The organism is Bifidobacterium castoris, from assembly GCF_003952025.1.
Classification (GTDB): Bacteria; Actinomycetota; Actinomycetes; order Actinomycetales; family Bifidobacteriaceae; genus Bifidobacterium; species Bifidobacterium castoris.
Genome location: NZ_QXGI01000003.1, coordinates 278,216 through 291,478, shown reverse-complemented (window position 1 = coordinate 291,478; position 13,263 = coordinate 278,216). Strand labels below are relative to the sequence as shown.

Here is a 13,263-nt window from a genome sequence, read left to right as displayed (position 1 = left end):
CTCCGTCCCATCGCGGGGCGGCTCGGTTGGTTGTGTTTGTTCGCGCCGTCGGGGCGTCATGCTGACCGACGGCAAAAAATTTTCAGAGGATCCACCCGTATTTGTAGAGCAGTTCCTGCGGGTCTCGGCCGGTGCGGGCGCACGAGGCGTATATCGTCTCCGGCATGAGGCGCGGACGGTCGACGCGCGTGTAGCGGCCGCCGAGCTTCGTGTAGTCGTTCGCATAGCCGCTGCTGATCATGCGTGAGGATGCGAAACCGCGTTTCGTCGTGCCCTCGAGCGTGTATTTGATGCGACGGCCGCCCCACTGCGCAGTGCTCACTGCCCCCTTGCGCCTGTAGGCGTTGACGAGCTGGTTCAGATCGGCCCCATCTTTATAGGCGCGCGCGTTCGCTTTGCTGCCCAGGACGCGGGCGAGTTCGTCGTCGGAGAGCGTCTCCAGATACAGGTCGGGCTGCGTGTACGCCTCGGACGGGGCATCGCGGGCCCAGATGAACGTGCAGTCGCAGTTCGGATGCCGCTCGAACCCGCCGGTGGCGGTGCCTGCGAGGATGACGCATCGTGCGCAGCTCGGCGGGTTCAATACGCGCACCGGCGTCGCCTCAACATTGCACGCTTTCGCGGCGACCATGCTCGCCGAGCGTTGCGTGTCCGCGACGCAGGTGCGCGCCATCGTCACCAGTTCGGAACGGACGCGACGCAACGCCACGTCCATGTCGAGGCCCGCGTCGAGCGCGCGTCTGCCGGTGTCGCCGGCGTCCATGAGGATCGCGCCGACCGGCTGCCCGTTGCCGTTCCATCCGAGCCACGCGGCCGCGTCCGGCAGATAGTGCGGCGTGTAGGTGCGCTCGTCGATGATCTCCATGATGGGGCGCGTCAGGTCGAGCGCGTCACGCACCGTCACCGCCTGCACGCCGCGCACGGCGGCCACGATCTGCGGCACCGCCGCCCGCAGCAGCCCGTCGACGTCGTCGGCGTCGGCACGGTTGCAGATGCGGTTAATCAGCGTGACGAGACGGTTCGACCTGCGGCGCAGGTCGCGACCCTGACGACGCTGCAACGGAGTCAATACCTGTCCGTACATCGTCGCCCTCCTCACCTAACGGTTTGAGCATCGGCTCACCCATCCACGCCGACTCCTCATCGGCCAGCAGCCGCTTCGCGCGTTCGATTTTGTCCGGACCCCAACCGAGCTCCTCCCACGCCATCTCACGCGGCAGCAGGCTACGGCCGTTCGCGTCGGCCGCGGCGTACAGTTTCGTGACCGCATCCGCCCGCTGCGCCGTCGTCGGCGTGCCCGCGTCATACCAGAGCGCCTGCGCGGCATCGAGTTCGCCATGGTCGTCGATGTCGCTCATCATGACCGCGATACGGCACGTCTGCACGGCCTGATCGCCGAGCGCACGCTGATCGCGCTCAATCGATTTGACCAGTTTCGCCTCACGGCTCCTGATCGCATCGGCCGAGGCGGCGTCGTCGGCGGCCAGGCCGAAATAGTTCGGCGGCAGGCCGGTCACGCCCGAGCATAGGCGGGCGTAGACGCCGACCATCCGCTCGAAATTCTCCATGCTCGACGACGAGAACTCAAACGTTTTCGCGTTCTCGTTCACGAGCGCCCAGATGCGGCCGAAATACGCCTCCCATGTGGTCAGCCGCTCGCCAGTCTCCGGGTCGACGAAATCACCATTGGTGACGCCGGCGATGACGCGCTGCGGCACCGCGTGCGTCTCCTGCGCCAGCTGCGCGTTCGAGATGTCGCGCGCGCACGCGTCGGTGATGTCGATGACGTCGCTCAGGCAGCTCGTGCCGCGCAGACGCGGCCAACCCGCGTGCAGCGGGATGCTCGTACGCGGATTGCGATAGGCGGGGATGACGGGGATGACGCCGCCAACGGTCGGATACTGGTTGACGACACGCAACTGCGCATCCAACACATACGTAGCGGCGCGCGTCCAATACATGTAGCCGACCGGCTGATACGGATTCACGCCGTCCACGTCGCGATACCAGCGCAACGCGGCGTCGATCTGCCCGCTCATCACATCCCTATGACAGATGATGTCCATCGGCGACACGTTCTCGACGCGCACATCATCACCGATGCGAGTGACGACCTTGAAACTACGCCCGTAGATCTCGAAATCCAGATAGGACGACTGATCCTCGGCCAGTCCGCTCGACTGCCACCACTCCCACAACAGGCGCGCCAACTCGCTGTTGCCCCCGACGCGGAATCCCTTCATGTCGAGGCGGTCGACGCGCGCCTCGGCGACGACGCGAGGCCAGTTCACGATGACCGTGAAATGCTCGAGCTCAGGCGGGATGGCGAGTCCGAGCTGTTTGAGCCGCTGCGCACCGTCGAAATACCGATCATACCGGTCGAACGTCGGCAACGCGGCCTGCAGCTGCCTCAGCAGCTCACCGCACATATCCTCGATTCCAGCCATACACACTCCCTATCGGAACACGAACACCTTGCGCGCCAACGATTTGCCGTCCCAGCCGAGCGCACGCATGTCGGACGCCGCCTCATGCGCCAAAATATCGGCCATCGCGATATCGATCTTCTGGTTTTCGCTCGGTTTGCCGAGCACGTATTTGTCGCCGGGCTTAGCGACCTTGCGGGCGGCCATCATATGCAGTTTCGCGGTCTGGTCGATGCTGTGCGTCGTGCTGCAGTCCGCCGTGTCCTCGAGCATCCTGACGAGCGCGTCGTACATGCGTCCGACACGGTTCGTCGGCCAACCGACCACCGTATCCTCGCCGTAGCGCAGCGCCCACTCATCGATCTGCGACTCCCACGGATGCGGATCGCAGTAAAACCGATTGATTGTGTAGTGCTCGAACAGCTCACTAACGGCGGCGTCGACCTCGAACCGCGGGATACGGCCCTCCCACTCTGCCGGGTTCCAAAACGTCGGACGTTTATCAGGCCCATAGGTCGGCGTGAACCGCCAACCGTCCGCCGTCTCCGCACGCAACGCCGTCCAGTCGCCCGTCTGCGAACCATCGAAACCCAGACACAATTCGGTGCCCTCCGCGGGCAGCGCGCGATCCTCCTCGGCCGAGTCATACAGCGCCTCGGGCATGTAGGAGCCGAGGCCCTGCACCAACTCGCAGCCGAAAAAACGACGCGCCTGCGTCGGATCACGCTGCAACAGCTCCTCGCACATCGCCTCAATCTGCTCGATCTGAATCCACGTCGAACCGCGGTACACAAACTCGAGAATCTTGCGCCGGTCCTCGGCATCCATGAAATCCAGAGACGGGTCATGGCGAGGGAAATACCTCATGATGTCGCTCACGCGGCTCTCGTAGGTCGCCTGCCCAAACGAGGCGTCCATCGGGTCCCACGGGTTCGTGAGCTCGAGTACACGGCCGTCCATGCCGGCGGTGCCACGCGCAACCGTGTCCGCGACCTCAAACATTCCCGACCGCTTCGTATACACGCCGGATTCGTCCATGATCGCGAAATTAACCGGATTGCCCAGCTTCGACTTCGCGGACGACGTCACCGGGTCGATACGGCCGCCATTAGGCAGACGAATGAAGCCCTCGCGAACCTTCATCAGGTCGTCGAGGCGGCCGTTGCGGATCATGGTCTGCAACGGACGGTACACGTTCGCGGTCTGCTCCTCGCTCGTGGCGAGCAGCTGGATGAGCGCGGTACGGCGGGGCATGCCCATCGGCTCCCCCGGACGATACTCATACTCGAATTCACACGAGCAGCCCCAGTCGGAGCAGCGGAACCGCTCACCGCCGGCGGCCCAGCCGCAGAACACGCACGGGCCGACCGCCTCGAAACACGCCACCGCCGCACCAAACGGCGACTTACCGAGCTTCTGGCCGCCAACGATCTGCCCGCGACGCCATTTAAACGCCGAACCGAGCGCCGGACGCGCCGGGTTGAACTCGAGTCCGTCCTTGACCGTGTAGAAATCGACCGCGTTCCGCAGCTGCCAGCCGGTCAGGCGAAACGGCCGGTTCAGGTCGTAGCCGGCGGGCACCACGCAATGCGCCGTGATCCACGACGCCAGGAGAAACCCGAGGCTCTTCGGCGGCTCCTTCCGCCCCTGCTCGCTCATTGCAGCGACTCCCACTCGTCACGCGGATCGGGGAACGGGATCACCTTGCCCGATGAGCCTGACGACGTGACGCCTGGCTTCGGCTCCGGTGCGACGTCGGCGTCGTCGACGATGATCCACCCGTTGAGCTTCAATCCCTGCGGCGTCAGGCCCAACGTGTCCGCATACCGCTGCAATGTGGTGCGGTCCGCGCTTTTCGCCTCCGGCGTCTCGCACAACCGCACCTGACGACAATACAATGCGACCGTCAGCTCCAGATAGCGGTTCTGCGGCATATGCCACGCAACCGCCTGCGGCAGCTTCCACAGCTGGCGCCACAGTTCCTGCTCGCGCCTCGCCCACTCGGCCGTCGCCTCGTCGTCACGCACGAGCATCACCGCGTCACCATCCCTGACCGGACGCCGCACCTCATACTCCGCGAGCGGGAATTTCTTCGGACGGTATTTGTAACCGCTCGCCGGCAGACGGATAAGCCCCGCGGGAATGCCTCTCCGCTCGGAACGATCCGAATTCGGGTCCGGCGGCGGACCGGAACGAGACCTCGCCCCACCCCATCCAGCCATAAAACCACCTCACCAAACGATAATTGAAAAACACATTGATGCCACGCCGGCAACATCTTGAACCCTCCGCACTTGCGAGTCCCCTCACCGGCGGTGCCGAGCCGAACCCTTCAGGGATAACCCCGTAGGGGGTACCCGGCCTCAAAAAATACGCGAACACGATTTAAAAAATAAAATCATCAATCATGTTCGCTGTTGTCGTCGCTGACGGCCGACGCGACAAAACGAAACGAAAAATTTTCAGCAAACCCATCGACGTCGCGCTCTCCCGCGCGCGACGACAGCATGAAGCGACGACGGAACGCGACGAACACAGCGCCCGACTCGCCGACGCTTGTTCATTCATCGATCACAATCGCGACCAATGCTCGCGCATGCGATGCGACGCGACCGCCCCGGCCGCACGGTTGCAGTGCGCATGCTCCGGGCCAGTCCACGCGGTGCGCGCATCATTATGACCGAGGTCCCATGCCTGGCCGGGGAGGATAGGGAGCCCACACCGGGGGCACGTCACCAGCTCGCCGGCCTCGAGCCGCCTCCCCCACTGTCGGCGCATCCTACGGTGCGCCGTGCCATAGCCGCGCTCGCGACTGCTCGCACGCTCATGGTCACGCACAACGAGATGGTCACGACAATACCGCGCCTCATCGGGGACGAGGACGGGGCAGAGATGGTAGGCGCAACGCCGCATGGTCCGATGCCTCCGGGATTGCCGGTCATTGATGGATGGAGGGGGCGGGGCCGGCGGCAGGAAGGTGACCGCTACGGCCCCGCAGTCCAGAGCGCAATGCTCCTAAATGAAAGGAAAGAGTAGACCCACTACTCCCACTGCCTATTATGGTGACAGTCGAAGTTTTTCATTGCGAAGTTTGCTTGCCTGAACACGTCCGAATACCGGTAGAACGGTGTCGTCCCAACGGTTTTCACGCTCTGGATTTTTCCTCGGGCAGCCCACTGCGTGATGGTGTTGCGCCGCAACGGGACACCGCACCCGGTGAACGTGCGTGCGATCTGCGCCGCCGAGCCGACATGTTCGGTATCCCAGCACAGCCGGTACAGCGTGCGCAGTTGGATATCGGCTACCGACGACGTCGTGCCGCACACGCCGCAGGTCACCTCATGCTGACCATCCGAGGCGTAGAGCATGACTCCGCACAGCTCGTTGGGGCAGTGCCCGATCGCGTGCAGGTCCGGCGGAAAGAGCAACATGTCGGCCGCCGCATTGAGTTTGCTCACGCGCCGTACCCATTGCGCAGCGTCAGGGACAGTACCGAGGTTGTCGGCCTGCGCGCAGTCGCAGAGCGTGCCGACGACGTCCTCGAGTCGGTATTCGCCGGCGAGAGTGCAGCCGATGAGCGTGCGGTGGAGTTCGTATGCTGCGGCGTCGATGTCGTCGAGCAGGTCGAGCACGCCGAGCCTGATGGGCGTCGGCGGCGTCGCGGTCTGCGTGCGCGAGATCTCATGGCCGCCGTAATGCACGGTCGCGTCGAGCATGTCACGCAACGGGCGCAGCGTAGCGATGAGGCGCAGCAGGTCGAGGCTGAACCGCAGCTCGCAGCTGCCGCACAGCCCCGGCACATCTCCTACCTTTTTGCAGATGGGGCAGTCGTAGTTCACAATGATTCCTCCGTGGATCGGCTATCGTCGTTCACGGAGTGATTGATTCCTCTCGGCCGCGCACTCTGCGTGCGTTCTCTCTTACAACCATTCCCCACCTCGGTGCGCGGCCTCTCCCCATATTTGATTATCCCATCGCAGACGCGAGCGTGTCGAGCGACGCGTACCATATGCGTTCGAACCGGGCCACGTCGTCCGCACTCGAACCCGTGTACGGGAACGGCACGGCTTGGCGTGTACGCCGCCGTGGCGTGAGCGTCGGCGTCATGCCGCTCAACGGCGGCCGCCCGCAGCAGTGCTGCTGCAGATACTTGAGAGTCTCGTCATAGACCACCTGCGAGGTCAGGTAGACGGACCGCCGGTCCGCGTCCCACTCGAACCGGTCGAGCACGATATTGAGGATGCGAGCACACGCCACCTGGCTGCCGGTGACAACATATGGGTCGTAGATGTCCCACACGTTGTGACGTGGCTGCGACTGGACGGTCCACGCGCCGCATACACATCTGACAGGTTTGAGGCCGCATGGATTGTTTTTGCGGCATGCGACCGTCAGCCATGCCGGACGTTTCGGGCGCCTGCGGTGTGAAGCGGGGGGAGCTGCCCACGGATCCGGGGCCGAACCCCATGGATCCGTGGGCTGCGCGTCGAACAATGTCGGCTGCTCACTCATGGCCGCCGTCGCTGAACGTTGGCCGCTGCTGAGTCTCCGGCGGGTCGAGCTGCTGCTCGAGCTGGATGCATAGGTCGAGCGCACGATTCCAGCCGTCCATCCACGCGACCATGAGCGCCTCGGCCGGGTTCATGCCCTTGACGTCGAGCTGTTTAACCGCGTCGAGGCATGCCTGACGTTTGTCGAAACGATTATCGTCCGTCATGCCGGCACCTCCTCGTTGTTTCGTGGACTGTGGTTGCGCATGCGGCGGATCCAGTCTGACTGTTCGTTCATGACCGCTCCCCAGTCCTGCGGCGCGTCCATGTCGTGCCGTGCGGCCCTGATGACGTCGCTACGGCAGTCGCGGCACATGAGGTATTGGGCGCGCGTGAGCTGCTGCACATCGAAGTCGATGCTTCTGCCGCAGTCGCAACGGCAGGTGAACCATCCGCGCTCTCTGCTGCGATGATGCTGGCTGCCGCCGCGATAGTAGGTCAGCAAAGTCAGTCGGCCGACTCGCATTCCCTCATGGAAGCCATGTTTCGTATAGGTCTGCGTCATGCGTTGGCCCCCTCGCTCTGGTTGGGTACCTCGTTGGGCATGCCGCCGCTGTAGCCGAGATTTTCCAGCACCCACCGATGCACCCTGGCAAGTGCGTGGCGGTAGCCGGCATAGAGATATAACCGCGCTCTCTCCTCCGGCGTCGGATCGTTGATAGTGAACCCGGCCTCGGGGCCATGCACCGTGAGCAATTCGCGACGGAATTCACCTGTATCGGAGTCGAATTTCAACTCACGTTGAATGATGAGGTCGTCCATGCTCGTGCCGGGCCTGATGTTGATCTGAGCGTCACGCCCCTCCCTGACCCAACGTAAAACATGCCTGTATTCGACGAGGTCGAGGTCGTTGATGTATTCGTCGAGGAGTCGCAGGGTTCGGTCTTTTTCGCTGATGTTCGTTGCCATGATGGCGTTCCCTTCTAGAAGTGGTGGGTGCCTGCCCACCAGCTGATTGCGATGAGTGCCGCGAGGATGATGATGAGGCTGATGAGGTTGATCATGGTTTGCGTCTCCGCTCGTGCTGGTCGGTCAGGTGTTGAATGATGTTGGTGAGGATGCGTATGAGTGTGCATGCGGTGATGCCGCCGAAGGCGAATGCCATGAGCGGACTCATGCCCATTCCTCCTCGTCCGGTTCGCCGATGGATTCCTCGACCCAGTCGGCGAGTTCTCGCAGTGTGTCTGCGAGGTCCTGTCTCGCGTTGATGGCCGTTTCATAGGTCGCCGTGCGCAGGTGCTCGTCCGGGAATCGGAGTTTGGAGTGGAACGTGTATGCGTGCAGACCGTGTTTGCTAACTATGCCGAGTGCTCGCAGCCACATGATTGCGCGGTGTGGGTTGAACGGTTCGTAGCCGTGCCCGTCTAACCGCTGTCTGATGGATTTTTCACTGCGGATGGGGCCTTCCTCGGCGAGTAGTGTGCTGACCGCTTCCATTTGGTCGATGAGTGGTGTGTTCATGGTTTTTGTCCTTTCGGCGTGTTGGGCGTGTCGCCTTATGTAAGAACTATTTGAGTGGTTTTGTCCGGTTCCGCGGGGGTGCATCTGACTGGTTCCCGGTGTATGATGCTCCCCATCACAGGGGGAGCATCAATACATCACCGGGATCCAGTCAATGCAGTTATGCGACTGGTTCCGGGAACCAGTGGGAACCAGTCGGGAACCAGTGGGAACCGGTCGGCAGTCGAATTAGCGAACGTTTAAAAATCGTCGTCATCATAATCTTCTTTTCCATTTATTGCTGCTATTTCCTCGTCTGTTATTCGTGGCTGATAGTTGGGTGACTGCGGGTCGTCGGTTTCGACATAGAGGGAGCGGTGAATGTATTCGCGGCTGCCCCGCGGCCCGCTGCGCTCCTCGACATATCCGGCGGTGCGCAATTCCTCGAGCGCTTCGCTGACAGTGCTCTTCCTGGCACCGACATGATCTTCCTTGAGCCACATGTAGACCTTGTTGACGCCGCACCAGCCGCCATCGCTCTTGAGCACCTCGCTTGCCTTCTGCATGACCCATGTCGGCCTCGTGTCGGCGGGTTCTCCGGCGACAGGCAGATTGGTCGGCTTGCCTACGGTGACCTCCATGCGGTTCGGAGTTGTGCTGTCGACGCTGATGCGTGCGGCCTCGCGGAGGCGGTCGTTTTTGTTGTTGGGCGGCGCACAGTGCTCACCGAGGTACCCGTTGCGGTCTTTGGCGAGTTTGAGGGTGATTTCGCCGCGCATGCCGCGCCCGAGAGGACGGCTTGGATATGCGTAGTAGCTGGCGCCGTCGATCTGTGCGAGTTTTTGGATGCTGCCGGCGGCGAAACGTCCCTGGCTGTCCCTGTTTTTGACGACGTGGTCGACGAGGAGGACGCATGCGCCGGCCGCCGACATGGGTTTGAGAATCGTCGTGTATAGCCGGGCGATGTCGGCCGCTTTGTCTTGGTCGAGGCCGATGCCGGAGAGCATGTTGTTGAGGCCGTCGATGACGATGAGGTCGTTGTCGGCGTCGATGATCTGCCTGAACTGGTCGAGGTTGATGGGGTCCAACGGGTTGCCGGTGGGGTTGTGGTAGGTGAATCGGGTCTGGTCGAGGATGATGTCGTCGGGTACGCCCATGAGGCGTAGGCGTTGCAGGATGCTGCCGGCGTTGTCCTCGAAATCGATGTATGCGCAGATCATGTTGTTGTTGAGGCTTTCTGCTGTAACGTATTGGGCGATGAGTGATTTTCCGGATTCGGGTTCGCCGTGCAGGTCGTTGATGCGGCCGCGGTAGAGCAGGCCGATGCCGTCGGCGCGGACGAGCAGGTCGGGGGCCGGGTTGGGGTTGCCGGCAGCCCACGCGGTGAGGTCGACCGCTCCCCAGCTGCCCTGTCGTGTCGGCTGCTGCTGTTCGGTCAGCTGCTGTGGTGTCGTCTGCGCCGCCTCTACGACGGTTTGCGACTGTGGCCGAGTAGTATTTGTCGTGGCTGGTGCCGTGCACGTGTCTGTGCCGCCGTCAGGGGCTGTTTGTGGCGTGTTGGCGTATTGTTCGATCTGGGCGAGTTCGGCGTCGCTCATGCGCGTGTCCATGTTTGGCGTGTGAGCGCATGGGTCGATGGCTCCCTGCATGTCGTGGTTTTGGGCGCGTGCGCCGGCGAGGAGCCGGTCGAATTCGCGCGCCGCCTCCTCCTCATGGCCCTCACGGTCGGGCGCGACCGCAGTGATGAATGCTGGCCGCAGGATGCGGATCGCCTCATCGACGCCCCGGTGGCCCTCCTCCTTGAATCGGATGAGAGCCCAGACGGCCTCGAGCATGGTGTCATGGCGGCTGCCCTTGGCTGCCGGTGCGGTCATGACGGTGTCGAGGAATGTGCGGATGGCCTGGCACATGCCGTCATTGCCAGTGGTGGTCGCGGTGAATGCGAGTGTGCGTTCCGCTGCGGGGCGTGCGGGTTTGCGCAGGTGCTGCACCCACGGGTCGGGGAGGTTGGCGAGTTCCGTGATGGCGGGGATGTGGTAGGCGGGTTCGCCGGTCGGTGTGTACCAGCGGTATTGTTCACCGGTGGGGTGGATGCTGGGCCACACGACGCTGTATCGGTGTGCGGGTTGGAGGATGTCGACGCCGTCGATGGCGCCGCCGCGCCACGACAGGGCTTCGGGGACGCGGTAGAACAGGTGGCGTGCTGGTTGGTCGGCGCCGTGGGCGGTGCTGCTCCATGTGGTGGGCAGTGGGCCGAGTGTGTGTTCGAGTTCGTGGATGCCGTCGATGCCGTTGGCCTTGCGGCGGTGGTCGTCGGCGGTGTCGATGTCGAGGACGAGGACGCCGTCGGGGATGACGATGCCGGTGTTCGCGTCGGGCATGGCTGCGCCCCACCGGCGGATGGTATCGTCGTCGACCGGCGTTGCGTGGCGTCCGGTATAGCCGCTCGGTGGTGGTGTTTTCCTGCCTTCGGGCAGGGGGATGATCTGGGCCCAGCCTGCTGCGCGGTAGAGTGGTGCGGCTGCTGCGTAGCCGAACGTGTCGGCGTCAATGTGAGTGCTGTTGCTCATTGTGTTCGGCCCTTTCTGCGGTGGTAGTTGGTGCGGTTGGTTTCGAGGACGTGTAGCCGGTAGTCGGTGTCGGTGTGGTAGCGGCCCCATCGGTGGCAGTTTTCGCATTCGCCGTCTCTGCGTAGGTATGGGCGTGGTTTGCCGCAGGTGGGACATATGGGCGTGTGGGTCAATTGCGTCTCCTCCCCTCTCTCATCGTTGGTGTGTGGTTGGTGCCCTGTGCGGCCTGTTGCAGTCCGCGTGCACGCTGGTTCGTGTTCAGGGCTGTTGGGGCTACTGTCAGCGGTGACCAGCGTCGTAGACCTGCTGTTCGGTCAGGCCGAGTTGGGCGGCGACGTGTGCGGGCGCCATGCCCTGATCGCGCAGCGCGATGATCTGCGCGCGCTGCTCATCGCTCACCGCTGCCGGCTGCTGCGGGGTGAGGTTGACCTGCTGCGGCGCCGCCTGCTGCATCGGCGGCTGCTGTGGTTCCGCGCCGAATGCGGCGACCTCGGGGCTGTTGCCGCGCTGGATCTCGTAGCGGTAGATTTTCGGCGGCTGCGGCGCGTCTCCGCGTTCGCCGAGTCCGATGTAGGTTGCGGTGAACGTGTCGCCCGGCCGCGGGTCCTTGCCGCCGTTACGGCGCCTCGCATCGCGGTAGGCCGCCATCTGCTTGCCCCACCCCTTGATCCAGATGCTGCGCAGTCCGTCGTCATCAGGGTCGGTCTGCAGATCCGTCTGGATCGTGATGTGCAGCTGCTTCTGAGGCCTGCCGTCTTTCCAGAATCCGGGCGCTTTGGTCTGGAAATCGTGGTATTGGGTTACCTCGATGGCGGTGACGACGCCGGTGACCGATGCGCCTGGCTGCGAGTCGGCGTTGAAGAAGCTCTTTCCGCCGCCGGCTGCGAAGTCCGCGACGCTGCCGAGGTCGACCTGTGGCTGCTGCTGGTATGGGTCGTTGCCGTACTGGCCGCCGTACTGGTTGTTGTAGGCGTTGTTGTAGGGCTGCTGGTAGTTGTTTGGTTGTCCGAACATCACTGGTTCTCCTTGGTTGATTGGTTGGTTGGTTGGTAGTGGGACTCGATGCTGTTGGCGAGTCGTGTCCACCGTTCGGGCAGCTCGTAGAGCGTGCCTTGCGGCAGGTCGAACGGGTTGCTGTCGGCCCATCGGTCGCAGTCGAAACAGTGCTCACGGTCACGCGGCAGCAGGCTGATCCATTCGTCACGCGCCTCGGCGCCGAGCTCGGTTTCGATGTCGTCGAGCATGGTGGTGAGGCGTTGCGCGCGGTCGAGCGCCCACCTGCCCGGCTGCGGGTCGAACGCGAATTCGATGGGCAGCGCGTCGGATAGGGTGACGCTGTTGCGTGGCAGGTAGTAGATCGCCGATGTGTCGACTTTGAGGCCCTCGTTTTCGAGGCCGATGCCGTACAGGCTCGCCTGCACCGTGTACTGCTGGCTGACGCCATGACGTTTGACCTGCTGGAGTGTCGTGTTTCCGACGATTTTCCAGTCGACGGTCATGCGGTGCGCGGGCACCCATAGGTCGATGCTGCCGGCGACGTTGTAGGCGTACATGCGTCCCCTGAGTCGTCCGACGACGACCTGGCGTTCGGTCATGCATCCTTGCCAGTTGCTGAACAGCTGCTCGAATTGTTTGTGGACGCAGGTGCCGATGAACGGGATCCATGCGACCTGTTGCGGTTTGGGCCATGCGGCGAGTTTCGCGGCGAGGCAGTGCACGCATGTCGTGCCGAGCTCGCTGGGCCCGATATTGGTTTGCAGGCTGCGCGGCTGCGTGGCGATGTGCTGTTCGATGCGGTCGCGGACCGGAGCCCACAGTGGGCTCCGGCGTGTGAGGGGAGGCGTGTACGCGTCATCCGCGTTGGCGGCGGCGACGAGGCGTGCGATGTCCGGACTCGTCACTGCACGTCCTCCTCGTTGTTGAGTTCGCTCATTTGACGCTCACCCTTCTGCTACCCTGACGGACGACGTCCGCGATGCGGGCGCTGCCTTCGATCTTCTCGATCTTTGAGAGAGCCTTCGGCTTGAGCTCGTAGTACTGGGGGAACTGTTCGACGGGGAATTCCGCCGCGAAGCGGGTCGGGTCGATGCTGCGTGTTCCGGCGCTGACGGTGAGCGTCAGGTCTCCCGCCTCATAGCGTCCGTCGGCTGCATGCTGCAGGATGTTGCCTTTGAGCGTGCTGATGCGTTGCTCGATGGCTGTTTTCCGCTCCTCGAGGGTGGCGAGCTCTTCCGCCGCCGCGGTCAGATCAATGCTGCTGTCGGTCATGATGTGGTC

15 protein-coding genes are annotated in these 13,263 nt (G+C 63.3%); 1 reads left to right on the top strand and 14 read right to left on the bottom strand.

The features are described 5' to 3' along the window. Nucleotides 1–82: 82 nt before the first annotated feature. The 4 genes from D2E22_RS05370 to D2E22_RS05355 are packed head-to-tail and all read right to left on the bottom strand — an operon-like array spanning nucleotide 83 to nucleotide 4,462. Nucleotides 83–1,084, bottom strand: coding sequence for a hypothetical protein (locus D2E22_RS05370; RefSeq protein ID WP_126032071.1), 1,002 nt, complete (start codon nucleotides 1,082–1,084; stop codon nucleotides 83–85). Beyond that, nucleotides 999–2,447 (bottom strand): phage portal protein, encoded by a 1,449-nt coding sequence (locus D2E22_RS05365; protein ID WP_126032070.1) that lies wholly within the window; start codon nucleotides 2,445–2,447, stop codon nucleotides 999–1,001. The genes D2E22_RS05370 and D2E22_RS05365 overlap by 86 nt, the downstream gene beginning before the upstream one ends. Before the next feature lie 9 nt (nucleotides 2,448–2,456). Next, nucleotides 2,457–4,085 carry a hypothetical protein gene (locus D2E22_RS05360; protein WP_126032069.1) on the bottom strand — a complete coding sequence of 543 codons (1,629 nt, stop codon included), beginning with the start codon at nucleotides 4,083–4,085 and terminating at the stop codon, nucleotides 2,457–2,459. Continuing rightward, entirely contained in the window at nucleotides 4,082–4,462 is a 381-nt protein-coding gene (locus D2E22_RS05355; protein WP_241218197.1) for a hypothetical protein, read from the bottom strand. The genes D2E22_RS05360 and D2E22_RS05355 overlap by 4 nt, the downstream gene beginning before the upstream one ends. A gap of 371 nt (nucleotides 4,463–4,833) precedes the next feature. Here D2E22_RS05355 and D2E22_RS05350 point away from each other — a divergent pair, with 371 nt between their 5' ends. Then, a complete protein-coding gene (locus D2E22_RS05350; RefSeq protein ID WP_126032067.1) occupies nucleotides 4,834–5,106 on the top strand; it encodes a hypothetical protein in 273 nt (90 codons plus the stop codon). 361 nt (nucleotides 5,107–5,467) lie between these two features. Here the strand turns inward: D2E22_RS05350 and D2E22_RS05345 are convergent, their stop codons facing one another. From D2E22_RS05345 to D2E22_RS05300, 10 genes are all read right to left on the bottom strand, one after another. After that, complete coding sequence (locus tag D2E22_RS05345; RefSeq protein WP_126032066.1) at nucleotides 5,468–6,265, bottom strand: hypothetical protein; 798 nt, start codon at nucleotides 6,263–6,265, stop codon at nucleotides 5,468–5,470. 127 nt (nucleotides 6,266–6,392) lie between these two features. Beyond that, on the bottom strand, nucleotides 6,393–6,656 hold the full coding sequence (locus D2E22_RS05340; protein ID WP_126032065.1) for a hypothetical protein: 264 nt from the start codon (nucleotides 6,654–6,656) through the stop codon (nucleotides 6,393–6,395). Between the two features lie 274 nt (nucleotides 6,657–6,930). Further along, the gene (locus D2E22_RS05335; protein WP_126032064.1) at nucleotides 6,931–7,143 is read right to left on the bottom strand and encodes a hypothetical protein; all 213 of its coding nucleotides are present in this window, start codon (nucleotides 7,141–7,143) and stop codon (nucleotides 6,931–6,933) included. After that, a complete protein-coding gene (locus D2E22_RS05330; protein ID WP_126032063.1) occupies nucleotides 7,140–7,481 on the bottom strand; it encodes a hypothetical protein in 342 nt (113 codons plus the stop codon). The genes D2E22_RS05335 and D2E22_RS05330 overlap by 4 nt, the downstream gene beginning before the upstream one ends. Then, entirely contained in the window at nucleotides 7,478–7,885 is a 408-nt protein-coding gene (locus tag D2E22_RS05325; protein ID WP_126032062.1) for a hypothetical protein, read from the bottom strand. The genes D2E22_RS05330 and D2E22_RS05325 overlap by 4 nt, the downstream gene beginning before the upstream one ends. 204 nt (nucleotides 7,886–8,089) lie before the next feature. After that, complete coding sequence (locus D2E22_RS05320) at nucleotides 8,090–8,437, bottom strand: hypothetical protein (protein ID WP_126032061.1); 348 nt, start codon at nucleotides 8,435–8,437, stop codon at nucleotides 8,090–8,092. A 239-nt stretch (nucleotides 8,438–8,676) separates the two neighbouring features. Further along, nucleotides 8,677–10,986 (bottom strand): bifunctional DNA primase/polymerase, encoded by a 2,310-nt coding sequence (locus tag D2E22_RS05315; protein ID WP_164518428.1) that lies wholly within the window; start codon nucleotides 10,984–10,986, stop codon nucleotides 8,677–8,679. Nucleotides 10,987–11,265: 279 nt separating this feature from the next. Further along, nucleotides 11,266–12,000, bottom strand: coding sequence for a helix-turn-helix domain-containing protein (locus D2E22_RS05310; RefSeq protein WP_126032059.1), 735 nt, complete (start codon nucleotides 11,998–12,000; stop codon nucleotides 11,266–11,268). After that, nucleotides 12,000–12,887, bottom strand: coding sequence for a hypothetical protein (locus tag D2E22_RS05305; RefSeq protein WP_126032058.1), 888 nt, complete (start codon nucleotides 12,885–12,887; stop codon nucleotides 12,000–12,002). Before D2E22_RS05305 ends, D2E22_RS05310 begins: the two co-directional genes overlap by 1 nt. 28 nt (nucleotides 12,888–12,915) lie before the next feature. After that, complete coding sequence (locus D2E22_RS05300; RefSeq protein ID WP_126032057.1) at nucleotides 12,916–13,254, bottom strand: hypothetical protein; 339 nt, start codon at nucleotides 13,252–13,254, stop codon at nucleotides 12,916–12,918. Nucleotides 13,255–13,263 lie beyond the last annotated feature (9 nt).

Excerpts from the sequence above, each read along its gene's own strand:
- D2E22_RS05315 (WP_164518428.1), bottom strand. The coding sequence starts at position 10,986 with ATGAGCAACAGCACTCACATTGACGCCGACACGTTCGGCTACGCAGCA.
- D2E22_RS05370 (WP_126032071.1), bottom strand. The coding sequence starts at position 1,084 with ATGTACGGACAGGTATTGACTCCGTTGCAGCGTCGTCAGGGTCGCGAC.
- D2E22_RS05360 (WP_126032069.1), bottom strand. The coding sequence starts at position 4,085 with ATGAGCGAGCAGGGGCGGAAGGAGCCGCCGAAGAGCCTCGGGTTTCTC.
- D2E22_RS05320 (WP_126032061.1), bottom strand. The coding sequence starts at position 8,437 with ATGAACACACCACTCATCGACCAAATGGAAGCGGTCAGCACACTACTC.
- D2E22_RS05335 (WP_126032064.1), bottom strand. The coding sequence starts at position 7,143 with ATGACGGACGATAATCGTTTCGACAAACGTCAGGCATGCCTCGACGCG.
- D2E22_RS05310 (WP_126032059.1), bottom strand. The coding sequence starts at position 12,000 with ATGTTCGGACAACCAAACAACTACCAGCAGCCCTACAACAACGCCTAC.
- D2E22_RS05350 (WP_126032067.1), top strand. The coding sequence starts at position 4,834 with ATGTTCGCTGTTGTCGTCGCTGACGGCCGACGCGACAAAACGAAACGA.
- D2E22_RS05325 (WP_126032062.1), bottom strand. The coding sequence starts at position 7,885 with ATGGCAACGAACATCAGCGAAAAAGACCGAACCCTGCGACTCCTCGAC.
- D2E22_RS05300 (WP_126032057.1), bottom strand. The coding sequence starts at position 13,254 with ATGACCGACAGCAGCATTGATCTGACCGCGGCGGCGGAAGAGCTCGCC.
- D2E22_RS05330 (WP_126032063.1), bottom strand. The coding sequence starts at position 7,481 with ATGACGCAGACCTATACGAAACATGGCTTCCATGAGGGAATGCGAGTC.
- D2E22_RS05365 (WP_126032070.1), bottom strand. The coding sequence starts at position 2,447 with ATGGCTGGAATCGAGGATATGTGCGGTGAGCTGCTGAGGCAGCTGCAG.